Source organism: Erythrobacter sp. NE805 (assembly GCF_046452355.1).
GTDB lineage: Bacteria > Pseudomonadota > Alphaproteobacteria > Sphingomonadales > Sphingomonadaceae > Erythrobacter.
Map to the genome: position 1 here is coordinate 1 of NZ_JBKFDI010000001.1, position 23842 is coordinate 23842.

19 protein-coding genes are annotated in these 23842 nt (G+C 70.7%); 14 read left to right on the plus strand and 5 right to left on the minus strand.

All coding sequences use genetic code 11. The features are described 5' to 3' along the window. Positions 1 to 229: 229 nt before the first annotated feature. Together ACLBKU_RS00005 and ACLBKU_RS00010 are read right to left on the minus strand one after the other, a co-directional pair. Entirely contained in the window at positions 230 to 2752 is a 2523-nt protein-coding gene (locus ACLBKU_RS00005) for a TonB-dependent receptor domain-containing protein (protein WP_410177475.1), read from the minus strand. 155 nt (positions 2753 to 2907) lie between these two features. After that, the gene (locus tag ACLBKU_RS00010) at positions 2908 to 4056 is read right to left on the minus strand and encodes a DUF2332 domain-containing protein (protein ID WP_410177476.1); all 1149 of its coding nucleotides are present in this window, start codon (positions 4054 to 4056) and stop codon (positions 2908 to 2910) included. Positions 4057 to 4267: 211 nt separating this feature from the next. Here ACLBKU_RS00010 and ACLBKU_RS00015 point away from each other — a divergent pair, with 211 nt between their 5' ends. The 11 genes from ACLBKU_RS00015 (at position 4268) to ACLBKU_RS00065 (ending at position 16956) form a co-directional block, all read left to right on the plus strand. Beyond that, positions 4268 to 6796, plus strand: a complete 2529-nt coding sequence (locus ACLBKU_RS00015; RefSeq protein ID WP_410177477.1) for a TonB-dependent receptor domain-containing protein — start codon at positions 4268 to 4270, stop codon at positions 6794 to 6796. A gap of 41 nt (positions 6797 to 6837) precedes the next feature. Beyond that, positions 6838 to 8619 (plus strand): methyl-accepting chemotaxis protein, encoded by a 1782-nt coding sequence (locus tag ACLBKU_RS00020; protein WP_410177478.1) that lies wholly within the window; start codon positions 6838 to 6840, stop codon positions 8617 to 8619. Between the two features lie 127 nt (positions 8620 to 8746). Next, positions 8747 to 10714 (plus strand): methyl-accepting chemotaxis protein, encoded by a 1968-nt coding sequence (locus ACLBKU_RS00025; protein WP_410177479.1) that lies wholly within the window; start codon positions 8747 to 8749, stop codon positions 10712 to 10714. A gap of 114 nt (positions 10715 to 10828) precedes the next feature. Further along, on the plus strand, positions 10829 to 11089 hold the full coding sequence (locus ACLBKU_RS00030) for an STAS domain-containing protein (RefSeq protein WP_410177480.1): 261 nt from the start codon (positions 10829 to 10831) through the stop codon (positions 11087 to 11089). Further along, entirely contained in the window at positions 11086 to 13224 is a 2139-nt protein-coding gene (locus tag ACLBKU_RS00035) for a chemotaxis protein CheA (RefSeq protein ID WP_410177481.1), read from the plus strand. The genes ACLBKU_RS00030 and ACLBKU_RS00035 overlap by 4 nt, the downstream gene beginning before the upstream one ends. A 2-nt stretch (positions 13225 to 13226) precedes the next feature. Then, entirely contained in the window at positions 13227 to 14120 is an 894-nt protein-coding gene (locus ACLBKU_RS00040) for a CheR family methyltransferase (protein ID WP_410177482.1), read from the plus strand. Further along, positions 14117 to 15214 carry a chemotaxis-specific protein-glutamate methyltransferase CheB gene (cheB, locus tag ACLBKU_RS00045; protein ID WP_410177483.1) on the plus strand — a complete coding sequence of 366 codons (1098 nt, stop codon included), beginning with the start codon at positions 14117 to 14119 and terminating at the stop codon, positions 15212 to 15214. The genes ACLBKU_RS00040 and cheB overlap by 4 nt, the downstream gene beginning before the upstream one ends. Further along, positions 15211 to 15783 (plus strand): chemotaxis protein CheD, encoded by a 573-nt coding sequence (locus ACLBKU_RS00050; protein WP_410177484.1) that lies wholly within the window; start codon positions 15211 to 15213, stop codon positions 15781 to 15783. The genes cheB and ACLBKU_RS00050 overlap by 4 nt, the downstream gene beginning before the upstream one ends. Positions 15784 to 15801: 18 nt before the next feature. Next, positions 15802 to 16185 carry a response regulator gene (locus ACLBKU_RS00055; protein WP_410177485.1) on the plus strand — a complete coding sequence of 128 codons (384 nt, stop codon included), beginning with the start codon at positions 15802 to 15804 and terminating at the stop codon, positions 16183 to 16185. A gap of 31 nt (positions 16186 to 16216) precedes the next feature. Further along, positions 16217 to 16657, plus strand: a complete 441-nt coding sequence (locus ACLBKU_RS00060) for a chemotaxis protein CheW (protein WP_410177486.1) — start codon at positions 16217 to 16219, stop codon at positions 16655 to 16657. 2 nt (positions 16658 to 16659) lie between these two features. Then, entirely contained in the window at positions 16660 to 16956 is a 297-nt protein-coding gene (locus ACLBKU_RS00065; protein WP_410177487.1) for a hypothetical protein, read from the plus strand. 49 nt (positions 16957 to 17005) lie between these two features. Here ACLBKU_RS00065 and ACLBKU_RS00070 read toward each other — a convergent pair whose 3' ends face one another. Continuing rightward, positions 17006 to 18439: a M20/M25/M40 family metallo-hydrolase gene (locus ACLBKU_RS00070; RefSeq protein WP_410177488.1), complete on the minus strand. Its 1434-nt coding sequence runs from the start codon at positions 18437 to 18439 to the stop codon at positions 17006 to 17008. A 124-nt stretch (positions 18440 to 18563) separates the two neighbouring features. On the opposite strand from ACLBKU_RS00070, the gene ettA reads away from it, so the two are divergent. Continuing rightward, positions 18564 to 20237 carry an energy-dependent translational throttle protein EttA gene (gene ettA / locus ACLBKU_RS00075; protein ID WP_410177489.1) on the plus strand — a complete coding sequence of 558 codons (1674 nt, stop codon included), beginning with the start codon at positions 18564 to 18566 and terminating at the stop codon, positions 20235 to 20237. A gap of 146 nt (positions 20238 to 20383) precedes the next feature. Here ettA and ACLBKU_RS00080 read toward each other — a convergent pair whose 3' ends face one another. After that, a complete protein-coding gene (locus ACLBKU_RS00080) occupies positions 20384 to 20971 on the minus strand; it encodes a pyridoxamine 5'-phosphate oxidase family protein (RefSeq protein WP_410177490.1) in 588 nt (195 codons plus the stop codon). Positions 20972 to 21151: 180 nt separating this feature from the next. On the opposite strand from ACLBKU_RS00080, the gene ACLBKU_RS00085 reads away from it, so the two are divergent. Further along, the gene (locus ACLBKU_RS00085) at positions 21152 to 22438 is read left to right on the plus strand and encodes an RcnB family protein (RefSeq protein WP_410177491.1); all 1287 of its coding nucleotides are present in this window, start codon (positions 21152 to 21154) and stop codon (positions 22436 to 22438) included. Between the two features lie 70 nt (positions 22439 to 22508). Here ACLBKU_RS00085 and ACLBKU_RS00090 read toward each other — a convergent pair whose 3' ends face one another. Then, positions 22509 to 23060 carry a cytochrome b gene (locus tag ACLBKU_RS00090; RefSeq protein WP_410177492.1) on the minus strand — a complete coding sequence of 184 codons (552 nt, stop codon included), beginning with the start codon at positions 23058 to 23060 and terminating at the stop codon, positions 22509 to 22511. A 100-nt stretch (positions 23061 to 23160) separates the two neighbouring features. Here ACLBKU_RS00090 and ACLBKU_RS00095 point away from each other — a divergent pair, with 100 nt between their 5' ends. Continuing rightward, positions 23161 to 23841, plus strand: coding sequence for a prolyl hydroxylase family protein (locus ACLBKU_RS00095; protein ID WP_410177493.1), 681 nt, complete (start codon positions 23161 to 23163; stop codon positions 23839 to 23841). Position 23842: the final 1 nt, after the last annotated feature.

The window sequence follows — 23842 nt, forward strand, 5'->3', positions numbered from 1 at the left end:
CGCGTTCGGGCGCGCTTCAGCCCCCTCGCTTCAGCCCCCTCGCTTCAGCCCCCTCGCTTCAGCCCCCTCGCTTCAGCCCCCTCGCTTCAGCCCCAGCGGACCCTCTCCTCGTCGGCGGGAGCCTCGGCACGCGCGCAGCGGGAGAACCTCGCCTCCTCGCGCGCGGACAAGCGAAAGGGGCCGGCGATCCCTCGCCGGCCCCTTCTTCGTTCGCGCCGTCGACAGGAGATCAGAACGACAGCGCGAGCGAAGCCTGCACCGTGCGGCCGTTCGCCGCGCGGGCGAAACCGATGCCGTTGGCGGGGACGGTGGCCTGGTTGACCTCGTAGATGCCGAGCGTGTCGAACAGGTTCTGCGCGCTCACCGTGAGGCGCAGGTGCTCGGCCGGCTGGACCTCGAGGAAGGCTCCGACCTGGGTGAAGCCGGGCATCCTGAGCTGGTTCACGTCCTGCGCATAGCTGCCGGTGATGGTGACGATGTTCGCCCCCAGCGCGACCTTGCCGAAATCGAGCTGCGGCACTGCGACCAGCACCCAGTCGGGCTGGTGGCGCGGTTCCTTGCCGGTGAACACCCCGCCGATCCGGTCCTCGGTGATCTTGGCCTGGGTGTAGGTCGCCGAGGCGGTGAGGCTGAAGACCCCGCGGGTGAAGGTCCCCTCGAGCTCGACACCGTCGGCCTCGTAGACGCGGTTGGTCGAGGCGGCCGCGCCGTTGAGCACGTTCTGGTCCTCGGCCTCGACGTGGAAGGCCGTCGCGTTGACCGTCACCCCGTTCTTGCGGAACTTGAACCCGCCTTCGTACTGGATGACCGTGTCGTCCTTGTCGCCCGGGTTGACGACCGCCCCGGTGACGCTGCTCACCGCCGGGGTGAACAGCACCTTGTCGGCCGCCGCGCGGTGCCCGCGGCTGTAGCGGGCGAAGACCGAGAAGGGCTCGGCGAAGCGGTAGTTCACCCCGACCGAGTAGCTGAGGTAGCTGTAGTCGTAATCGACCGGCGCGGGGCGATCGAGCGGGAGGAAGGCGACGCGCTGCTCGGCGCGGCTGATCGTGCCGTTGCGGTCGATGTCGAAGCTGCCGAGGCCGACCCGGCCCCCGCCGAGATCGGCGCCGAACAGCTGGCCGCGCACCTTGCCGGTATCGTAGCGCAAGGAGCCGCCGATCGCGAGCTTGCCGACGTGCCAGTTGATCGAGCCATAGGGCGCGAGCACGTCGTAGCCGACGTCGAAGATGCGCCGGAACTGACCGGAATTGCCGCGCCCGTAGGCGAAATAGCCATTCTGCGTCTGCGCGACCCCGGCCGAATTGAAGATGTCGACCATCGCGGTCCGCCCGCCGCCCGCCACGTCGATGACCTGCGAGGTGTGCAGCCAGGTCGAGGAGATGTCCTGCGCCGCGTAGTAGAGCCCGGCGGTGGTGGTGAGCTTGCCGCCGCCGACGTTCCACACCCGCGTCGCGCGCAGGTCGTTGGTGAAGTTGTCGAGCGAGGAGGCGCGGTTGAACGAGGTGAAGTAGAGCGCGAGCAGCCCGTTGCCGTTGGCGTCCGTCGGCACGAGCTGGCCGGTCAGCGGTCCGCTCGCATAGCGCGCCGTCGCCCCCGCCCCGCCGATCGAGGCGGCGAAGTTTGCCACCGTGTCGGCGCGGTTCGGGAAGGTGCGGCTGAAGTCCCCGCCGTTGACCGCGTAGCGCGCCTTCTCGGTGATCGTCCAGCCGGCGACGTCGAACTGCGCCTCGATGCCGAGCGACTTCGACTTGACGCTCTGCCCGGTGTTGATGGGGTAGGCGGCGGGATTGTTGTTGCGGTCGAGCGTGATGATCGGGCCGAGGTTCGGCGAGAGCACCGCATCGTCCCTCAGGTCGAAGCCCGGAAAGTTGCGGTAGACCGGCTTGTCGTCGGTCCCGGTGATGTTGACGAAGTAGGGCGCATAGGTCGGCGAGCGGTCGTCGAGATACTTGAGATAGGCGCGCACGTAGCCGCCCGCGAACTCGCGGGTGATGTTGGCCTTGATCTGGCCGCCCTGCCAGCCGGTGATCCCGATGTCGCGCGGACCCTCGCCCGAGCGGTAGAAGCCGCCGACGTAGAAGCGCGTGTTCTCGCCGAGCTTGGCGCCGTAGTCGAAATCGAGCCGCTTGCTGTCGAAGTCGAGCCCGGCGGTGAGCTGGGCGCGAAAGCCGGTCTCGGTCCCGGTGCGCGAGATCACGTTGACGATCCCCCCCGGCGAGTTCGAGGCGAAGGTCGAGGCCGAGCCGCCGCGGATCGTCTCGATCGCGCTCACGGTGAAGTCGTTCCGCAGGAACACGTCGGTCGAGACGTTGAAGATGTCGCCGAACTCGAGGACCGGCAGGCCGTCCTCCTGGAACTGCATGTATTTCGAGCCGCCCGCCGCGAGCGGCAGCCCGCGCACGGTGTAGTTGTTGTTGCCCTCGCCGATGCCGCTCGCGACGCGCAGGCCCGCCATCGTGCGCAGCACCTCGGAGAGCGGGCGCGGGCCGAAGCGCTGGATGTCGTCGCCCTTCAGGGCGCTGGTCGAGGTCGCGCTGTCGAGCCGGTCGCGGCCCTTGGCCATGCCGGTGGAGAAGATCTCGACCGGCGGCTTGGCGGCGGAGGCATCCCCGGCCTGCGGGGCGGCGGCTTCCTCGGCGCTTTCCTCCGTGCTGTCGGCAGCGGTCTCGCGCTCGCCGGCCTTGGCGGCGACAGCCGGCGCGGCGAGCGCTCCGGTGGCGGCGAAGAGTAGCAGAGTGGTCCTCAGTCTCATGGGCTTGTGCTCCCCCTGTCCTGCCGGTGCCGACACCGGCCCGGCTTCCTCGAGTGCACCCTGCCGATAGTCCGCCGCCGGTTGGCGGAAGCGAAAGGTGCGGCTAGGGGATGGGGGCTAGGGGTTCGCCCGAGGGCGCGGCGAGGCCGTCATGGTCAGTCGAGCCCGCGCCATTCGATCCACTCGCCATAGGGGTGGCACAGCGCCGCGAGCCGCACTTCGCCCGCGCGCGGGCCGCCGTCCCACAGCGTGACCCTGAGCTCGACCGCGGCGCGATCGCCGCGCCATTCCATCCCGACCCTGACGAGCGGGCGCTCGCGCGTCGCCCGCGCCCCGGCGGCGGCGAGCGCCGCATCGAGCCGCGCGCGCTCGTGGGGATCGGCATATTGCATCACCATCGAGTGGAACACGACCCGCCTCAGCCCCGCGAGCTGCGGAGCAGCGAGCGCCCGCTCGAGCCACTCGCCCGCATGGCCCTGCGCGACCGCGGGCGGATGCCGGCGCGCCAGATCGAGCGCCGCGGTTAGGCGCCGGCTGCGGGCGCGCTCGCCGGGCCAGACATAGGCCTCGAGCCGCGCGCAGTCCGCCGGGCTCGCCGGATCGAGCGGATGGAGATCGACCCCCTGCGCGCGCACGACCTCGACCGGGCCGACCGGCGGCAGGCTTCCGCGCCATTCGGGCGCGAGTTCGACCGCGCTCCCCGGCGTGCCCGCGATTTGCTCGCCGATGCGGCAGGCATAGTGCGGGAAGTTGAGGTTGAGCCCGGCGCTCGCGCCCAGCTCGAGCACCTCGCAGGGCATCGCTTCCCCGGCGGCATCGAGCGCCATCAGCACCGCGACGAGCCCGGCGACGCGGGCGACCTCGTTGGTCTGGGTGGGATGGGCGATCCACGCCCCGAGCGCCACCGCGTGCTCGGTCAGCGCGGCGAGCACCGCGGCCTCGAGCGCGAGCGGATCGGGGAGCGCCGCCGCACCCTCCTCCTGCGCCTCGTCGGCAAAGAGAGCAGCGAGCCCCGGCGCGCGGCCGGTGCGGGCGAGCGCATGGAGCCCGGCAGACAGGCGGAAGGTGATCGCGTCCTGCGCAAGGTCGCCCGGCCAGGCGGCAAGCAGCCGGCCGATGGCGCCCGAGCGCGGCACGGTCCGCGCGAGGGCGCGCATCAGCAGCGCCGCGCGCGGCTTGCCGAAGGCATCGGCCTTGGCGGCCTCGACAAGCAGCTGGCGCGCGACGCGAACCTCGCCCTCGGCCGCGCGGGGCCCGCGCAATGCGGGCGCGAGCGGCGTGCGGGCGGCGGGGGGAAGAATCAAGAGCGGGGCACTTTCGCGAGATGGGGTGTCGTCCCGGCCATTAGCCCCCGCGCCCCAACAGCTTGCCACCGGCGCCTAGGGGAAAGCGCGCAGCCCGCACCCAGGCGCCGCCATCGTAGCAATACCGAGCCCCGCGCCCGCGCCGGGTTAAAGGGCGCGGGCTATCCGGCAGGCTGAAACCCCCACAAGAGCTCAAGGAGCCAGCCCTCTCATGCGTCACCTGCCTCTCCTCGCCGGAATGCTGCTCGCCAGCAGCGCCCTCGTCCCCGCGACCGCCTTCGCCGCAGAGAAAGGGGCAGCCGACGACAGCGGCGCGGATGGCGGCGCGGAGGGCGCGCAGGACAGCTCCGGCGCAAGCGCCCCCGCGCCCAAGGCCTTCACGACCGGCGTCGCCAAGGGCCGCGACCTCCTCGACACCGCGATCTCGGCGAGCGTCCTCGACGATCACGATCTCGCCCAGCTTTCGGTGAGCTCGATCGCCGCGATCATGCAGAACATCCCCGGCATCCGCTCCGAGACCTCGGACATCGACGGCTTCTCGGCGATCACCATCCGCGGCCTGCCGCTCGCCGCCGAGGGCTCGAAGTTCCTCCAGCTCCAGGAGGACGGCCTGCCGGTGCTCGAGTTCGGCGACATCCAGTTCGCCGGGATCGACCAGTTCCTGCGCGCCGACCTCACGCTTTCCCAGGTGCAGGCGATCCGCGGCGGCTCGGCCTCGACCTTCGCCTCGAACTCGCCGGGCGGGCTCATCAACTTCATCTCGAAGACCGGCGAGACCGCGGGCGGGGTGATGCAGGTTTCGAGCGGCGTCGGCTTCGACCTGAAGCGCGTCGACTTCGCCTATGGCGGCCCGCTCGGGGGCGGCTGGCGCTTCCACGCCGGCGGCTTCTACCGCAGCGGCGAGGGCCCGCGCGACATCGGCTACACCGGGTTCAAGGGCGGCCAGATCAAGGCCAACCTCACCAAGGAATTCGACGGCGGCGGCTACATCCGCTTCTACGCCAAGTATCTCGACGACCGGCAGCCCAACTACGGCACCGTCCCGGTGATTGTGACCGGCACCAACGCCGACCCGACGATCGGCTTCGTGAACGGCTTCGATCCGCGCAATCGCGCCTACCTGTCCGGGCTCACCGCGAGCATCCCGGAGGTCGACCGCAACAACAACCGCACCCTCATCGACACCAGGGACGGGCTCGCCGCGAAGGTCAAGTCGCTCGGATTCGAGGCGCAGTTCGACGTCGCCGGGTGGACCTTCACCAACCGCTTCCGCTTCTCCGACGTGAGCGGCGAGTACAACGACAACGTACCCTTCGTGACCGCGCCCGCGCCCTTCTTCGCGCAGTTCGGCGGGCCGGGCGGACGGCTCAGCTACGCGGGAGGTCCGCGCGCCGGACAGGCGATCACCGATGCGCGGCTGCTGGCGCTGTCGGCGCGGATCTATGCCGATCTCGAGAGCCTCGACAACGTCACCAACGACCTGCGCGCCACCCGCGTGTGGAATGCGGGCAAGGGCAAGCTGACCACGACCCTCGGCATCTACAATTCGCAGCAGGACATGCGGATGTTCTGGAACTTCGCCAGCACCCTGCAGGACCTCGCCGGCGGCAGCCGCAACGCGCCGGTCAACATCGCCACCGCCGGCGGTGTGCCGGTCACCGACGCGGGCCTGCTCGCCTACGGCTTTGCGGTGGGCCTGCCGTTCAGCATCTACCACAACCGCTACGACGTCACCTTCGACGTGCTCGCCCCCTATGGCTCGATCAACTACCAGATCGGCCGGCTGGCGATCGGCGCGAGCCTGCGCTGGGACAAGGGCGACGTGCAGGGCCAGGTCTTCTCCCCCGGCTTCGGCGGCGGCCGTCCGCAGTTCGTCGCCTTCGACGTCAACGGCGACGGTCAGGTCTCGATTCCCGAGGGCCGGGTCCCGGTGCTCCCGCTCTCCCGGCCCGCGGCGGTCGACTACGGCTACGACTATGTCTCCTGGTCGGCGGGGGTGAACTACCGCTTCGCCGACAGCCTCTCGGCCTTCGCCCGTTACAGTCGCGGCGGCCGCGCGACGGCGGAGAACGCGATCGGCACCGAGACGCTCGATCCGATCGCCGGGCGCCCGGCCAATCCGGAAATCCTCGTCTCGGTGGTCAAGCAGGCCGAGGCGGGCGTGAAGTACCGCAAGAACGGCCTCTCGCTGTTCCTGACCGGCTTCTGGGCCTCGACCGACGAGCGCAACGCGCAGATCACCGCCGATGCGACGGGACAGGCCTTCGTCGCCCAGATCAAGCGCACCTACAGCGCCAAGGGTCTCGAATTCGAGGGCGAATGGAAGAAGGGCCCCTTCACCCTGGTGGTCGGGGCGACCTACACCGACGCCAAGATCGACAAGGACGTGCTCGACCCCGCCTTCAACGGCAAGACCCCGCGCCACATCCCCGACCTCGCCTTCTTCGCGAGGCCCTCGGTGGAGCTCGGCCGGTTCACCCTCGGCGCCGCGGTCAACGGCACCACCGAGAGCTTCGCGCAGGACTCCAACCAGCTCGTCCAGCCCGGTTACGTGCTGGTCAGCCCCTTCGTGCAGTATCGCCCGACGGACAGCCTGACGGTCGCCGTCAACGCCTTCAACGTCTTCGACGAACTGGCGGTGGTGAGCCTCGGCGCGCCGACGATCCCGGCCTCGGGGATCGTCAATGCGCAGGTCATGAACGGCCGCACCGTCACCGCGTCGCTGCGCTACGCCTTCTGACGCAGGCCCTGCCCACCCCGGACGAGAGGAACCCGTGAGCCATGCTTGATCGTCTCAACATCCCGCGCCGCCTCGGCTTTGCCTTCGTGGCGCTCAACGTGGTCGCCGCGGCGGTGATGGTGGCCTGCGGCGTAAGCCTGGCGATGATCTCCTCGGTCACGGCGCGCAATTCCGAGAGCCAGGACATCCTCGCCGATGTCCTGGCGCTGGAGACCGCGCTGCTGCGCCAGAACAGCCAGCTGCGCGGCTTCCTCGTCACCGCCGACACGAGCTACCTCAAGTCCTACTACGAGGGCCGCGACGATTACGACAAGGCCTCGGCCGCGCTCGAGAAGCAGCTCGCCGACCCGCGCCTCGTCGACCTCGTCAAGCAGTCGCGCGCCGAGACCCTCAAGTGGCGCGCGGACTGGGGCGACAAGTATGTCGCGGTGGTCAAGGCCGGCAACCGCGACGGCGCGCAGGAGGCGATCCGGCAGGCGGGCAAGAAGGTGCTGATCAGCGCCGCGGTCAATCCCCTGCGCGACATCCGCGACGCCCAGCACGCCGCGATCGCGGAGCAGAGCGAGCGGCAGGAGACGGTCATCACCTGGGCCTGGATCGCGCTCGGCGCGGGCGCCGCGATCCTGATGGGCCTCGCGCTGGTCCTCTCGCGCAGCCTCGCCAACTCGATCGCCAAGCCGATCGCCGCGCTCACCCGCGCCGTCACCGACCTGTCGCGCGGGCAGAACGCGATCGACATCCCCGGCACCGAGCGCAGCGACGAGCTCGGCGCGATGGCCGAGGCGATGCTCGTCTTCCGCGACGCCGCGGTCGAGCGCCAGCGCGCTGTCGCCGAGCGCGAGGAGGCGGTCGCCCGGCTCGGCCGCAACCTCGCCGCGGTCGCCCATTCGGACCTCACCGTGCGCCTCACCGACATGCCGCCCGCCTTCCAGTCGCTCGCCAACGACTTCAACGACGCGATGGCGCGGCTGTGCGAGGCGATGGGCACGGTCAACGAGAGCATCGGCGCGATCAACCTCACCAGCGGCGAGATCGAGCACGCGATGACCGACCTCGCGAGCCGCTCGGAAGACCAGGCGAGCCGCCTCCAGCTTTCCTCCACCACCATGGCGAGCCTCACCGCCAATATCGAGGAGAACGCCCACCTCGCGGTCGGCGTCAGCGGCTCGATGCGCACCGCGCGCGAGGAGGCCGAGAGCGGCGGCGAGGTGGTCGGCCGCGCGATCCAGGCGATGGGCAAGATCGAGACCGCGACGGTCGAGATTTCCGAGATCACCGCGATGATCGACAACATCGCCTTCCAGACCAACCTGCTGGCCTTGAACGCCGGGGTCGAGGCGGCGCGCGCGGGCGAGGCGGGCAAGGGCTTCTCGGTGGTCGCCTCCGAGGTGCGCGCGCTCTCGATGCGCGCCACCGAGGCCGCGAACGAGATCAAGAAGCGCATCGAGGCGGTCGGCGCGCACGTCCAGACCGGGGTCAGCCTCGTCAACGAGACCGGCACCGCGCTCCAGACCATCAACGCGCGCGTCGCCGAGGTCACCGAGGCGGTCTCGCGCATCGCCGAGGCGGTGAGCGAGCAGAGCATGCAGCTGCGCCGCGTCTCCGAGACGATCGGGGCGATGGACAAGATGACCCAGCAGAACGCCGCGATGGTCGAGGAGACCAACGCCGCGACCAAGAACCTCAACCACGAGGCGCGCCAGCTCGCCCAGACCTTCGCCGCGTTCCGCATCGGCGATGCAAGCCCGGGCGCAGGCTACGGGGAGCCCGCCGGCTGGTCGCAGGCCCAGCTTCCCCCACCCGCGCGGCGCCACGCGGCGTGAGGTGCCCGAACTAGGGGCTTGCGCATAGGCGAGGCACAAGCCCGCCTTATCGCAGGTCCTGCAAAATCAGCGATGTGAACCCGCCCGCATTCCTTGCGGGTCAGGCCAGCACAGGACCAAGGCAGTCATGACGATCGAAAAGATTTCGCGCCTCGGGGCGCTCGCGCTGGGCGCAGTGATGGCGATCATCATCCTCGCGATCGGACTGTCGGTGAACCACCTGCGGGTGGGCGGTGCGCTCGACAAGCAGGAAGAGGCTGTCGCCGATTTCAGCGCCGACTTCATGCCGCCCTCGCTGTTCCTGGTCGAAGCCTTCGCCAATGCCAGCATCATGACCATCCACCGCGATTCCTACGCGGTCAATGATCAGCGCCTCAAGGTGCTGGAGCAGGAGTTCGATGCGGCTGCGCGCAGCTGGGCGGAAAAGCCGGTTTCCGAAAAGCTCAAGGCCGACATTGCGGCCAATGTCGAAACCAACGGCAAGGCCTTCTGGGAAGAGGTCAACCAGCGCCTCAAGCCGGCGGTGCAGCGCGGGGACGAGGCGGCGATCAAGGCCTCGCACAGCCGCCTGCTGGAAATCTACCGGGCGCAGCGCAAGGCCAATGACGCCCTGCGCGGGCAGATCGCCGAGCTGCGTCAGGAGACCCAAGACCAGATCGCCTCGACCACCATGCTGATCATGGGCGGCGCGCTCGTCGGCGCGCTGCTGCTGTTCGCGGCGCTCGCCGGGGCCTATTTGTGGGTGCGGCGCTCCATGCTCGCGCCGGTCGAGGCGATCGGCACCACCATGCGCGCCATGGCCGACGGCAACCACGATGCGGGGGTCACCACCCAGCACCGCAGCGACGAATTCGGCACCATGACCCGCGCGATCGAGACCTTCCGCGCCGCGCTGAAGTCCAACACCTCGCGCGCTGCCGCCCAGACCGAGATCGTCGAGACCATGTCGACCGCGCTCGACCGGCTGGCGAACGGCGATCTGACCTACCGGATCGACTATCTGCCCGAAGTGGTCGTCGAGGTCGAACGCCGGGCACAGCCGCGGCCCAATCTGCGCGAGATGTACAACACCTCGATCGCGCGGCTCGAAGACATGCTGAGCAAGGTGCGGGCGACGGCGGTGGGTGTCCAGACCAGCTCGGACGAGATCCGCGCCGCTTCGGAGGATCTGGCGCTGCGCAACGGGCAGCAGGCCGCGAGCCTCGAGGAGACCGCCGCCTCGGTCGGATCGACGGTCGCCCTCACCCGCCAGTCGGCCGAGAACGCGGTCCAGGCCCGCTCCGCCATCGCCCATACCCATGCGCGCGCCACCGAAGGCGGCGCGGTGGTCGGCAAGGCGGTCGCGGCGATGGACGCGATCGAGCAGTCGGCGAAGGAGATCACCCAGATCATCGACGTGATCGACGGGATCGCCTTCCAGACCAACCTCCTCGCCTTGAACGCGGGCGTCGAGGCGGCGCGTGCGGGCGAGGCCGGCAAGGGCTTCGCGGTGGTCGCCAACGAGGTGCGCGCCCTCGCCCAGCGCTCGGCCGACGCGGCGCGCGACATCAAGGCGCTGATCGGCAAGTCGACCGCCCATGTCGGCGACGGCGTGGCGCTGGTCGGCGAGACGGGCACGCTGCTCGCCGAGATCGTCGCGCAGGTCGGCGCGGTCACCGCGCAGGTCAACGAGATCGCCGAGACCACCGCCGCGCAGGCGAGCAACCTCGAGCAGGTCAATGTCGCGGTCGGCACGATCGACCGCATGACCCAGCAGAACGCGGCGATGGTCGAGCAGTCGACCGCGGCGACCCGCAGCCTCTCCTCCGAGGCGCAGCGACTGGGCGAACTGGTCGCGCAGTTCCGGGTGAGCGGGATCGGCGCGGGCGCAGGCGCGGGCGTCGCCAGCGCGCCCCCGCCCCCGCGTGCAGCCCAGGCGGCGCGCAAGGCCCCTGCGCCGCGCAAGCCCGCCGCGTCGCCCCCGCCGCCGCCGCCCGCTCCGCTTCCCGTCACCGGCAACCTCGCCCGCAAGCCCGCCCCGGCACCCGCACCCGCACCCGCCCCCACCCCGGGCCCCGCCAGCCTCCCCGACGAGGACGACTGGAGCGAATTCTAGGCGGATTGAGACCCCTCCCAGACCTCCTCCAGGCCCCTCCACACCCCGCTCGCCCCCCTTCGACCCCCCTTCACCCCCTTCAGACCCCCCTAAAATGCGCATGAGGTGGCAAAAATGATCGCCCTTCCCCCCGTCTGCGACCGCAGCGCCGCCGCCGCGCTCTACCCGGAAATCGCCGAGAGCCTCGGCACGAGCGCCCTCGGCGTGGACGCCGGGCGGGTCGAGAAGATCGGCCAGGCGATGCTGCAACTGCTTGTTTCGGCAGCGAGAAGTGAGGGCGGGATCACGGTCCACAACCCCAGCGCCGCCTTCACCGCGGCGCTCGCGCTGACCGGGCTCGAGCTCGTCATCTTGGAAGGGGGGATCGCGGCATGACCGAAGACGAAATCCAGCAGATCTTCTTCGTCGAATGTGACGAAGCCCTCGAAGCCGCCGAGACGGGCCTCGCCGCCTGCCGTGAAGGAACCCACGACGGGGAAACCATCAACGCGATCTTCCGCGGGGTCCATTCGATCAAGGGCGGCGCGGGGGCTTTCGGCTATATCCCGCTCCAGACCTTCACCCACCATTTCGAGACCCTCCTCGCCGACGTGCGCGAGGGCAAGGTGCCGCTCGAGCCGGGGCTGGTCGATCTGCTGCTGCTGTCGCTCGACTGCCTGCGCGACCATGTCGAGACCGCGCGCGGCGGCGGCACCCCGCCCGACGACGCGGACCTCATCGCCCGGCTCGAGGCTGCGCTCGCCTGCAATGCGGGCGCAGCGCCCGCCCCGATCCCCGTCGCCGCCGAGGCTCCCCCGGCCCCGCCCGCACCGCCCTCGCCCGCCTTCGACGACCTCGACGATCTCCTCAACGAGCTCGCCGCACCCGCGCCCGCACCCGAAGAGCCCGAGAGCTGGCTCGTCCACGTCCGCCCCCACGCCGGAGCCATGACCAAGGGCAGCGAGCCGCTGCTGTGGCTGCGCGAGCTCACCGATCTCGGCGGCACTTGCGAACTGTGCGACATCGCCGCGGTGCCGACCTTCGAGCGCCTGCTGGTCGAGCAGGGCTACCTCGGCTGGAGCTTCCGGATGCCCGGCCACGTCACCCGCGAGGCGGTCGCCGAGATCTTCGACTTCGTCGGCGACGAGGTCGCGCTCGCCTATGGACCCGAGGGCACCCTGCCGCCGCCGCGGATCGGCGCCCCGGCGGCCGCACCCGCTGCCACGCCCCACGCCGAGCCCGCCCCCGGCCCGGTCAGCGCCCCCGCGCCGCTCGCCGCGAGCCCCAACGAGGCCGGCGCCCCGGCCCCCGTCGCCGGCGCCGCCGCAGCTCCCGCCCCCGCCAACCAGTCGGTACGCATCGACCTCCGCAAGCTCGACATGCTGATCGACGGCGTCGGCGAGCTGGTCATCGCCCAGGCGATGCTCGCCCAGCGCCTCACCAACGAGGACCTCGCCCATATCGAGGAGCTCGCCCTGATCGAGACCCTCGTGCGCGACATCCAGGAGCACGCGATGGCCTTCCGCGCCCAGCCGATCAGCTCGGTGTTCGGGCGCGTCCCCCGCCTGCTGCGCGAGCTCGGCGCCTCGACCGGCAAGCACGTCAAGCTCGAGGTCGCGGGCGAGACCACCGAGCTCGACAAGACCGTGATCGAGCGCCTTTCCGAGCCGATGACCCACCTCATCCGCAACGCCGTCGACCACGGGATCGAGAGCCCCGAGGAACGCCGCGCCGCGGGCAAGGACCCGGAAGGCACGCTCACCCTTTCGGCCGAGCAGAAGGCGGGCCGCATCATCATCCGCATCGCCGACGACGGGCGCGGGATCGACCGCGATCGGGTGCTGGCGAAGGCGATCGCCAATGGCCTCGTCGCCCCCGAGGCGCAGCTTTCCGACGACGATATCCACCAGCTGATCTTCGCCCCCGGCTTCTCGACCGCCGCGCAGGTCTCGAACATCTCGGGGCGCGGCGTCGGCATGGACGTGGTCAAGCAGAACGTGAAGGAGCTGGGCGGGCGCATCACCATCGAGAGCGTGCCGGGCAAGGGCACCACCTTCAGCCTCGCCCTGCCGCTGACGCTGGCCATATCGGACGGGATGATCGTGCAGGTCGGCGACCAGTCGCTGGTGATCCCGCTCACCCACGTGATCGAGAGCCTCCGTCCGACCCCTGCCGACGTCAAGGGCATGGGCACTTCGGCGCAGGTGCTCAACGCGCGCGGGAGCTTCGTGCCGATCATCCCGCTGGGCGTGCTGACCGGGGCCTACGAGGCCACCACCAACCCCTGCGAGGGCGTGCTGGTGCTGGTCGAGACCGAGGGCCACGGCCGCGCCGCGCTGCTCGTCGACACGATCACCGACCAGCGCCAGTTCGTCATCAAGGCATTGGACGCGCACTACCGCCAGATCGACAGCGTGGCGGGGGCGACGATCCTCGGCAACGGGCAGGTGGCGCTGATCGTCGACGTCGACTTCATCGCCAGCACCGCCGCGCGCAGCGTCGCCGGCCCTGCGCTCGCGGTCGCGGCCTGACGATGGAGGGCGCATCCGCCGAGGCGGCATCCGGCAGCATGGTTCCCGGCGTCAGCCCGGCGATCTACGGCGAGGAGGACTTCCGCCGCATCGCCGACCTGATCCACGCCGAGACCGGCATCGTGCTCTCCGAGCGCAAGAAGATGCTCGCCTATTCGCGCCTCGCCCCGCTGGTGCGGCGCAGCGGGCTGACGAGCTTCGGCGCCTTCCTCGATGCGCTTGGGCACGACCCGACGACCTTCACCGAGGTGGTCGCCGCGCTCACCACCAACCACACCTATTTCCACCGCGAGCCGCACCACTTCGACCACTTCGAGAACGTGGTGCGCCCCGCCCTGCTCGCCCGCGAGCAAGGGGGCGCGCCGGTGCGCATCTGGTCGGCGGGCTGTTCGACGGGGGAGGAGATCTTCACCCTGCTGATGGTGCTCGCCGGCCCGTCCCGCGAGGAGGGCCTGAGGATCGCGCGCGGCCGCATTCTCGCGCTCGCGAGCGACATCTCGGTCAATGCGCTCGCCGGCGCGCGGGCGGCGAGCTACCCGGCGGGCGCGCTCGACGCCCTGCCCGAGGAGCTGCGGCGGCTGTGGTGCACCCCCGTCACCGTCGGCGGCGAGCAGCGCCTCGCGATCGACCCGGCGCTGGTGGCGATGGTCCGCTTCCGCGTCCTCAACCTGATGGGCGAATGGCCGATGAGCCGCGCCTTCGACGTGATCTTCTGCCGCAACGTGATGATCTATTTCGACCTCCCCACCAAGGAGCGGCTCGTCGAGCGCTTCGCCCGCCAGCTGATACCCGGCGGCTATCTCTACATCGGCCATTCCGAGCGGGTCAGCGGCCCGGCGAGCGCGCTGCTCGAGCCGGTCGGCCCCACCATCTACCGCAGGAGCGGCGCGGCATGAGCATCAGGGTCCTGATCGTCGACGACAGCCCGCTGATGCGCGCGCTGCTCCAGCGCCGTCTCGAGCGCGAGAGCGACATCATCATCGCCGGCACCGCCGCCAACGCCGCCGAGGCGCGCCAGCTCATCAAGTCGCTCGATCCCGACGTGGTGACGCTCGACATCGAGATGCCGGGGATGGACGGGCTGTCCTTCCTCGAGAAGATCATGGAGCTGCGACCGACCCCGGTGATCCTCGTCTCGGGCGCGACCGAGGCCGGGGCGAGCGCGACGGTGCGCGGCCTCAGGCTTGGCGCGATCGGCTGCATCCCCAAGTCGCAGCTCAAGATGAACCCCTCCGAGGCGGACGACGGCGCGCTGGTCGAGATGGTGCGCGAGGCCGCGCGGGTGCGCTTCGTGCGGGCGCCCGCGCGCGCCGCGCCGCGCGCCGCGGCATCGCCAGCTCCGACCGCCGCTACGCCGCCGCCCGCCGCGGCCGGGGGCGGCGGCGGAGCAAACCTCCCCGAGGTGATCGTGATCGGCGCCTCGACCGGCGGGGTCGAGGCGCTCCACACCGTGCTCTCGGGCTTTCCCGCCGATTGCCCGCCGACCCTCGTCGTCCAGCACATCAACGGCTGCTTCGCCGGGGCGATCGCCCAGTCCTTCGACCGCGCGGTGCGCCCCAGGGTGATGCTCGCCGAGAGCGACATGCCGCTGGAGCGCGGCATGGTGCTGCTCGCCCCGGGCAACGACCGCCACCTCCAGGTCGCCTCGGCAGGCTCGCGGGGCATGCGCTGCGTGCTGCGCGAGGGCGAGCCCGCCGCCGGCCACCGCCCGAGCGTCGACCGCCTGTTCGCCTCGCTGGCCGCCACGCTCGGCGCGGCGCGCGGCGGGCGCGGGCTCGGGGTGCTGCTTACCGGCATGGGCCAGGACGGCGCGCAGGGCATGGTCCAGCTCGCCAGCATCGGCGCGCGCACCATCGCCCAGGACCAGGCGAGCTGCGTCGTCTTCGGCATGCCTCGCGCCGCGATCGAGATGGGCGCGGCGCGCGAGGTGCTGCCGCTCCAGCGGATCGCATCTGCGATCTTCGCTCCGGCCACGGCGGCCCTGTCATGAGCGACATGACCCCCTTCCCCCCCCTCCTCGCCGGAGCGTCGCCCGACATCCTGCGGATGACAATCGTCCAGGGCGAGGCCAAGGCGAGCACCGACCCGCGCGTCGAGATGAGCACCATCCTCGGCAGCTGCGTCGCGACCTGCCTGTTCGATCCCGTCGCGCGGGTCGGCGGCATGAACCACTTCCTGCTCGCCGAACCGCCCGCGCACATGCGCAGCGCCGCCTTCGACAGCGACTACGGGTTGTTCCTGATGGAGCTGCTGATCAACGAGATGCTCTCCCTTGGCGCGCACAAGAGCCGGATGCGCGCGCGGCTCTACGGGGGGGCGAACCTCAACCCCGATCTCTCCCCGATCGGCACCGCCAACGCCGCCTTCGCCCGCCAGTTCCTCGAGCGCGAGGGCATCCCCAAGGTCTTCGAGGACCTCGAGGGCACCCAGGCGCGGCGTATCCAGTTCCGCCCGGCGAGCGGCCAGGTCCGCGCCCGGCTGGTCCCGGCCGAGACCGCCCCTACGCAGAAACCACTGGGGCGGCCGCAATCGGCGCTTGGCACGGTCGAACTATTCTGAGCCCAAACGGAGCCTATCATGCAAGCGAGCAACACTGCCCCCATCCGTGTCCTCACGGTCGACGACAGCGCCTCGATGCGCGCGCTGTTGCTCGGCGCGCTGACCTCGCGCGGGTTCGCGGTCGAACAATGCGTGGACGGCCAGGAGGCGCTCGAGTGGCTGGCCTCGAACGAGGTCGACGTCATCATCACCGACATCAACATGCCGCGCCTCGACGGCTTCGGCCTGATCGAGAAGCTGCGCACCAGCGCGCTCCATGCCGAGCGCCCGATCCTCGTGCTCACCACCGAGAGCTCGGACGAGAAGAAGCAGCGCGCGCGCAACGCCGGGGCGACGGGGTGGATCGTCAAGCCCTTCGACGCCGACAAGCTCACCGCCGCGCTGCGCCGCGTGATCCACTGATCCGCCTGACTTTCCCGCGAGGAGCCGTCCCATGCGCCACGAACTCATCACCTTCGGCATCGCCAACCAGCGCTTCGGCATCGACATCATGACGGTGCGCGAGATCCGCGCCTGGTCGCCGGTGACGCGCCTGCCGCGCGTGCCCGACTATGTCGCGGGCGTCGTCAACCTGCGCGGCGCGGTGCTGCCGGTGATCGACCTTGCCGCGCGGCTCGGCTGGCAGCCGACCGACGCGACCCCGCGCAACCCGATCATCGTCATCGAGCACCAGGGCCAGATGCGCGGCCTGATCGTCCATGACGTCGCCGACATCGTCTCGATCGAGGCGGGCACGCTCCAGCAGCCCGACGCGATGGGCCACGAGACCATCACCCATTTCCTCGAGGGCATCGCTCCGCTCGGCGAGGACATGGTGATGGTCCTCGACCTCGCCCGGCTCATGTCCGACGAGCCGATCGAGATGGCGGCCTGAGCATGAGCGGCCCTGCACCATCCCTGTCCGCGCCCGCGCCGCATTCGCCCGCGCTGCTCGCGGGGATCGCCGCGCAGCTCGCGAGCCTTGCCGCGGAGTCCGAGCAGTTCGGCACCGTGCTGTGCAGCGATGCGGTGGTCGCGGGAAGCTACCTTGTCCAGCTCCAGCAGATCGACCGCCTCGCCCAGTCGCTGCGCGAGATGGCGGACGTGCTCGCCGCGCCCGATCCGCAGGCGGCGGTCGCCGGGATCCGCCTCGGCGACCTGCGGCTCGCGCTCGACCGGGCCGATGCCCACTGACCGGGCCCTGATCGGCACGCAAGGCGCGGCCGCGGCGCTGGCTTGAGGCCTACTTCTTGCCGTCCATGATCGGCGGGGCCGAGGGCATCGGCGACCCGGTCAGGATCGCCGTCCCCTCGTTGGCGAGGATCCCCACCACCTGAGTCCACACCGCGACGTTCTGGCGCAGCTGCGCGGGATCGATCTTGTCGAGCGTGTCGTCGGGCGTGTGGTGGAGGTCGAAATAGCGGGTGCCGTCCTGCTGGAGGTCGACCAGCGCGCCGTTCTGGTCGCGTACGATGTTGAGGTCCGCGCCCCCGCCCGCGACCTCGCTCCCCGCCGACACGCCGAAGCGCGCCACGGCGGCCGCGATGCGCTTGTGGAGGTCGGGGTTGGTGGTCCGGAAGTTCGAATCGAAGCGCCAGATCCGGTCCGCGCCGAAATCGCTCTCGATCCCGACCGCGATCGGCTCGCCGAGGTGAGCGGCGCTATAGGCCTTGCTGCCCCACAGGCCGGTTTCCTCGGCGCCCGCGAAGAGCACGCGCACTGTCCGCAAGGGCTGGCCCGCCTTGGCGACGTTGAGCGCCGCGGCGGCGATGATCGCGCAGCCCGCCCCGTCGTCGACCGCGCCCGTGCCGAGCCACCAGCTGTCGAGGTGGCAGGCGAGCAGCACCGGCGGAAGCGAGGGATTGCGCCCGACGATCTCGCCGACGACGTTGCCGCTTTGCGTCTCGCCCAAGTCGCGCGGGGTCAGCACCAGCTTCATGGTGATCGGCTTGCCGCCCGCCCGCTTGAACATCCGCTCGAGGTTCGCCGCATCGGGGTTGCTGAGCGCGCCCGCGGGCGTGGGCTTCACGCCCGCGGGGAAGCTCGTGCCGCCGGTGTGGGGGTTGCGATGACTGTCGGTGCCGACCGACTTGATGACCGTCGCGACCGCGCCCTTGCTCGCGGCGATCCCGGCGGCGACCCAGCGCGTCGGTCCGGCGAAGCCGTACTGGCTGCCGTCTTGTGTGCGGGTCATGGCGTTGCTCACATAGGCGATCCTGCCCGCAAGGCTCCCCGCCGGCGCGGCTTGCAGGTCGGCGACGGTCCTGAACATCAGCACCTCTGCGGTGATGCCCTCGGGACCGGTCGAGGCGCTGTCGCCGAGCGGGGCGACCGCGAGGCTCTGCGGGAAGGGGCCAAGGATCTCGGCGCGGCCCGGCTCGCCCGGCACCCAGGTTGGCATCATGTAGTGCTCGTCCGCGACGTTGCGGAAGCCGTTCTGCTTGAGCCACGCCGCCGCCCAGGCGCGCCCGCGCGCCTCCGCCTCGGTCCCGGCCTGGCGCTGGCCGACCTCGGTGGTGATCCCCTCGACGAAGTCCCAGGCGCGCTCGTCGCGGACGAGCGCCTCGTCGGCCACCTGCTCGAGGTTCGGCGGCGGCGGGGGTGCGGCGGGCGGAGTCTTGGCGGCGGCGGGAACGGCGAGCGAGAGCGCGGCGAGCACAGGTGTGATACGGTTCATGGCCCCGGGTGCTAGGCCGCCCTCGCCAGCCTGTCTAGCCGCTTGCCCTCGCCCCTGCCCTTCCCTATCTGCACGCCCGAACCTCCCCGCTCTGCGATTTCTCTCGATCCCGAAGGACGAACCGATGGCCGCGCAATATGCCTATGTCATGAAGGGCATGACCAAGACCTTCCCCGGCGCCCAGAAGCCGGTGCTCAGCAACATCAACCTGCAGTTCTACCAGGGCGCCAAGATCGGCATCGTCGGCCCCAACGGCGCGGGCAAGTCGACGCTCATCAAGATCATGGCCGGCATCGACAAGGACTTCACCGGCGAGGCCTGGCCGGGCGAGAACATCACCGTCGGCTATCTCGAGCAGGAGCCCGAGCTCGATCCCACCAAGACCGTGCTCGAGAACGTCAAGGACGGCGCGCGCGGGATCGCCGACATGGTCGACCGCTTCAACGAGATCAGCGCGCTGATGTGCGAGCCCGACGCCGACTTCGAGACCCTCGGCGCGGAGATGGGCGAGCTTCAGGACAAGATCGACGCGGTTGACGGCTGGACGCTCGACAACCAGCTCGAGGTCGCGATGGAGGCCCTGCGCTGCCCGCCCGGCGACTGGAGCGTCGAAAGCCTCTCGGGCGGCGAGAAGCGCCGCGTCGCGCTGACCCGCCTGCTGATCCAGAAGCCCTCGATCCTGCTGCTCGACGAGCCCACCAACCACCTCGACGCCGAGAGCGTCCAGTGGCTCGAGAACCACCTCAAGGAATATGCCGGCGCGGTGCTGATGATCACCCACGACCGCTACTTCCTCGACAACGTGGTGGAGTGGATCCTCGAACTCGACCGCGGGTCCTACTATCCCTACGAGGGCAACTACTCGACCTATCTCGAGAAAAAGGCCAAGCGGCTCGAGCAGGAAAGCCGCGAGGAAAGCGGCAAGCAGAAGGCGCTCGCCCGCGAGCTCGAGTGGATCCGCCAGACCCCGGCCGCGCGCCAGACCAAGTCCAAGGCGCGCATCCGCAAGTTCGAGGAGCTCCAGAACAGCCAGGACAACCGTCAGGTCGGCAAGGCGCAGATCGTCATCCAGGTGCCCGAGCGCCTCGGCGGCAAGGTGATCGAGGCGAAGAACATCTCCAAGGCCTATGGCGACAAGCTGCTGTTCGAGAACCTCAGCTTCATCCTGCCCCCGGGCGGGATCGTCGGCGTGATCGGCCCCAACGGCGCGGGCAAGTCGACGCTGTTCAAGATCCTCACCGGCAAGGAACAGCCCGACAGCGGGACGATCGAGATCGGCTCGACCGTGCACCTCGGCTATGTCGACCAGAGCCGCGATCACCTCAACCCCGCCAACAACGTGTGGGCCGAGATCAGCGACGGGCTCGACTACATGAAGGTCAACGGCCAGGACATGAGCACGCGCGCCTATGTCGGCGCGTTCAACTTCAAGGGCGCCGACCAGCAGAAGAACGTCGGCAAGCTCTCGGGCGGCGAGCGTAACCGCGTGCACATGGCGAAGATGCTCAAGCAGGGCGGCAATGTGCTGCTGCTCGACGAGCCGACCAACGACCTCGACGTCGAGACGCTCGCCGCGCTCGAGGACGCGATCGAGAACTTCGCGGGCTGCGCCGTGGTCATCAGCCACGACCGCTTCTTCCTCGACCGCCTCGCCACCCACATCCTCGCCTTCGAGGGCAACAGCCACGTCGAATGGTTCGAGGGCAACTTCGAGGCCTACGAGGAAGACAAGCGCCGCCGCCTCGGCGACGCCGCCGACCGCCCGACGCGCCTCGCCTACAAGAAGTTGACGCGCTGACGAGCATTGCGCGGCGGGCAGGCCAGTGGCCGCTCGCGGCCGGCTTCGCGGTTGCCGCACGACGCTGAGGGGGTCATGAGGGGCTCTTTGGCCCCTCCTGCCGGCGCGCCCTTCGGTCTGTCAGGCCGCCAGCGCGGCCTGAACGCTCAGGGCGAGACCCAGCGCCCCTCCCAGGCCGCCGCGGCGCCTTCGCGCGCGAACTGTGCGCGCACGTGCCCGGTGTGGGCGAGATAGAACCAGTCGAGCGCGGTCAGCGTGATCCGGAGCAGCGCGAAGTTGTCGCGGGCGGGAACCAGCTGCGCATCGTCCGGCTCGACCCCCTCGAACTCCGGCGGCAGGCCGGAGGTGGGCGCATCGCTCGCCGTGCCGGGGCCGTCGCCGAGATAGCAGCGCCGCGCGAAGTTGGTGCTCGCCGCCCACGCGGCCTCGACCTCGGGGCCGTCCGCGAGGATCTCTGCAAGCCCGCGCGCGCGTATCTGCACCTTGGCGCCCTTGTCGTAGAACAGCACCGCCGCGCGGGGATCGGCGGCGAAGACCGCGGCCTTGGGGGCGCGGGCATCGGTGTGGAAGCGCAGGTGCCAGCCTTCCGCATCGAAGGCGCGCAGCACCATCACCCGCGCGTCGACATCGCCGCTCACCACCACCGGCGTATGCATGAGCGAGCGCCGGTCGCGCGGCGCGCGGACGAGCCGGTTGCGGCAGTCGGCGAGGCAGTCTTCGAGGCTCTCGAACATGGCGCGAGCCTTCGGCCGCAACGCCGCGCAGGTCAAGCATGGGCGCGCCTATTCACTTTACGCGCATTTTTTCTGAACATCGGCCGCCCGGTTCATCCCTGCGACAGATCGCTCGCGATAGGAAAGCCGCATCACAACCAGCCGCTTGTGGTGGGCGGGCGCAAGTGGAGGCACTATCCGATGATGACCCTCTTTGCGAAGAGCGGATCGCTGGCGGCGCTCGCCGCGGCGCTCGCCGTCGCTCTCCCCGCCGTCCCCGCCGCCGCGCAGGACGCGGCCGAAATCCGCGCCGAGCCTGCGCCCCGTGCTCCGGGTTCGAGGCCGATGCGTGCGGAGCGGCCTGCCCCGGTGCGAGCCGAGGTGGTCCGCCCGGAGCGCGGCCCACGTGCCGAGCGGCCCGCACGCTTCGAGCGCTCGGCCGCCGCGCCGGCCCCCGCCTATGCTCCGCCCCCTGCCGCTGCGGCGACCTACACCCCGCCGACCCGCATCGACCCCGATGTCGCGGCCGGCGCGGGCTTCGGCCCCCGCGAGGGGCGCGGCGCCGGAAGGCGTGATCGCGGCGGTTTCGGCGCGGGTCCGGCCGCGCGCCCCGAGCGCATCGAGCGCCGCGGCGAGGAGCGGGCGGAACGGGTCGACCGCCGCAGCGAATGGCGCGCCGAGCAGGTCGATCGCCGCAGCGAACGTCGTGCTGACGCGGTCGAGCAGCGCGGCGACGCGCGCGCCGACCGGCTCGAATGGCGCGGCCGCGACGGCGCCGCGGAGCGGGTCGACCGCCGCACCGAGTGGCGCGCCGACCGCATCGAGGACCGCGGGGATCGCCGCGCGGACCGCATCGAGGACCGCGGCGACGCGCGCGCCGACCGGATCGAGGACCGCACCGAGCGCCGCGCCGACCGCGTCGAGGATCGTCGCGGGCGCGGCGATGCCGGGTGGCTCGGCACCGGCCGCGACACCCGCCAGGGCGACTGGCGCGACGGGCGCCGCGACGATTGGCGCGATGGGCGCCAGGGCGACTGGCGCGGCGACCGTGACGGTCGGCGGGACGGCTGGCAGGGCGGTCGCCGCGGCGATTGGCGCGCGGACCGGCGCGACTGGCGGCGCGACGATTGGCGCTGGGGCTGGAACGGCCGCCCCGGCTGGGACAACCGCGACTTCCGCCGCTGGGACAACCGCTGGCGCTCCAACCGCAACTACAACTGGTACGGCTGGCGCAACGACAACCGGCTGCTGTTCCGCCCCGGCCCCTACTACGCGCCGTTCCGGAGCCACCGCTACAGCCGGCTCTCGATCGGGCTGTTCCTCGACAGCCTGTTCTTCCAGCCGCGCTTCTTCATCAACGACCCCTGGGCCTATCGCCTGCCCCCGGCCTACGGCCCCTACCAGTGGGTCCGCTATTACGACGACGTGCTGCTCGTCGACATCTACTCGGGCGAGGTGGTCGACGTGATCTACGACTTCTTCTGGTGAGTTCCCGCCAGATGCGCGAAGCCCCGCCGGAGCGATCCGGCGGGGCTTTCCCGTGCGCGGCGCGCGGCGCTCAGCCCTTGACCCTGCCGAAGGGCAGCATCCGGAACAGCGTGCCGTCCTTGTCGACCAGCGTGTGCTTGAGCGCGGCGAGCGCGTGGATCGCGATCAGCACGAGCAGCGTGATGCCGGCCGCACCGTGGATCTCGAAGATCGCCTCGCCGCGCGCCTCGTCGATCCCCACGGGGAGCGGCGGGAGCTCGAACAGGCCGAAGACGCTGATCGGCCCGCCGAAGCTCGACAGCGCCACCCAGCCGGCGATCGGCATCACCAGCAGCAGCGCGTAGAAGGCGAAATGGACGAGCCGCGCGAGGGTGCGCTCCCAGCCCCGGTGACCCGCCACCGGCGCCGGCGGCGGGCTCACCTGCCGCCACACCAGCCGCGCCGCGACGAGCGCGAAGATCACCACGCCGAGCGCGAAGTGGTTGCTCATGATCGCGCCCTTGGCCTCGCGCGTCGCGGCGCCCTCGGCCGCTTCGGCGATCCGCCAGGTGGCGATCACCAGCACCGCGATCGTCCAGTGGAGCAGCATGGCAAGGCCCGAATACCTGGCTTGCGAATTCATCGGATCGTCCCTTTCCCCGATTTGACCGGGTCCAAGCCTATCACTCCGGGCGCATCGCGCAAGCTTGCGCCAGCGAGCGGGCTTGCTAGCTGTGGCGGCGATGCGCGCGTCCGACCTTGTTCCCGATCAAGCCGCCCTCGCCCGGCTCGGCGAGCAGGTGCGCGCGCGGCTTGCCGCCAACCCCGCTGTCTATCGGGTCGATGTCGAGGGGATGGAGCTTTTCGCCATCGGCGGCTTCCTTTGCGCGGAGGAACAGGAAGGGCTCCGCGCCCGGATCGACGCCGTCGCGAGGCCCTCGGCGCTCCACGAGATCGATTATGCGAGCGGCTTTCGCACCTCCTTTTCCGGCGATCTCGACCCCGCCGACCCGCTCGTCGCTGCGGTCTCGCGACGCATCGACGAGGTGCTCGGGATCGCGGCGGAGATCGGCGAACCGGTGCAGGGCCAGCGCTACCGCGAGGGGCAGGAGTTCAAGCCGCACAACGACTGGTTCTACACCACCGAGAGCTACTGGCCGCAGGAGGCGGCGCGCGGCGGGCAGCGCAGCTGGACGGCGATGGCCTATCTCAATGCGGTCGAGGAAGGCGGCGCGACCTTCTTCGTGCGCGCGCAAATCGCTATCGCGCCGACCCCCGGCGTGTTGCTGCTGTGGAACAATGCCCTTCCCGACGGGCGCCCCAACGAGGGCACGCTCCATGCCGGGCTCCCGGTCGAGCGCGGGGTCAAGCACATCATCACCAAGTGGTACCGCACCCGCGCCTTCGGCCTCGAGGCACGCTGAG

Coding starts and splice junctions, on each gene's coding strand:
- ACLBKU_RS00005 (WP_410177475.1), bottom strand. CDS start 2,752: ATGAGACTGAGGACCACTCTGCTACTCTTCGCCGCCACCGGAGCGCTC.
- ACLBKU_RS00015 (WP_410177477.1), top strand. CDS start 4,268: ATGCGTCACCTGCCTCTCCTCGCCGGAATGCTGCTCGCCAGCAGCGCC.
- ACLBKU_RS00020 (WP_410177478.1), top strand. CDS start 6,838: ATGCTTGATCGTCTCAACATCCCGCGCCGCCTCGGCTTTGCCTTCGTG.
- ACLBKU_RS00025 (WP_410177479.1), top strand. CDS start 8,747: ATGACGATCGAAAAGATTTCGCGCCTCGGGGCGCTCGCGCTGGGCGCA.
- ACLBKU_RS00030 (WP_410177480.1), top strand. CDS start 10,829: ATGATCGCCCTTCCCCCCGTCTGCGACCGCAGCGCCGCCGCCGCGCTC.
- ACLBKU_RS00035 (WP_410177481.1), top strand. CDS start 11,086: ATGACCGAAGACGAAATCCAGCAGATCTTCTTCGTCGAATGTGACGAA.
- ACLBKU_RS00040 (WP_410177482.1), top strand. CDS start 13,227: ATGGAGGGCGCATCCGCCGAGGCGGCATCCGGCAGCATGGTTCCCGGC.
- cheB (WP_410177483.1), top strand. CDS start 14,117: ATGAGCATCAGGGTCCTGATCGTCGACGACAGCCCGCTGATGCGCGCG.
- ACLBKU_RS00050 (WP_410177484.1), top strand. CDS start 15,211: ATGAGCGACATGACCCCCTTCCCCCCCCTCCTCGCCGGAGCGTCGCCC.
- ACLBKU_RS00055 (WP_410177485.1), top strand. CDS start 15,802: ATGCAAGCGAGCAACACTGCCCCCATCCGTGTCCTCACGGTCGACGAC.
- ACLBKU_RS00060 (WP_410177486.1), top strand. CDS start 16,217: ATGCGCCACGAACTCATCACCTTCGGCATCGCCAACCAGCGCTTCGGC.
- ACLBKU_RS00065 (WP_410177487.1), top strand. CDS start 16,660: ATGAGCGGCCCTGCACCATCCCTGTCCGCGCCCGCGCCGCATTCGCCC.
- ACLBKU_RS00070 (WP_410177488.1), bottom strand. CDS start 18,439: ATGAACCGTATCACACCTGTGCTCGCCGCGCTCTCGCTCGCCGTTCCC.
- ettA (WP_410177489.1), top strand. CDS start 18,564: ATGGCCGCGCAATATGCCTATGTCATGAAGGGCATGACCAAGACCTTC.
- ACLBKU_RS00080 (WP_410177490.1), bottom strand. CDS start 20,971: ATGTTCGAGAGCCTCGAAGACTGCCTCGCCGACTGCCGCAACCGGCTC.
- ACLBKU_RS00085 (WP_410177491.1), top strand. CDS start 21,152: ATGATGACCCTCTTTGCGAAGAGCGGATCGCTGGCGGCGCTCGCCGCG.
- ACLBKU_RS00090 (WP_410177492.1), bottom strand. CDS start 23,060: ATGAATTCGCAAGCCAGGTATTCGGGCCTTGCCATGCTGCTCCACTGG.
- ACLBKU_RS00095 (WP_410177493.1), top strand. CDS start 23,161: ATGCGCGCGTCCGACCTTGTTCCCGATCAAGCCGCCCTCGCCCGGCTC.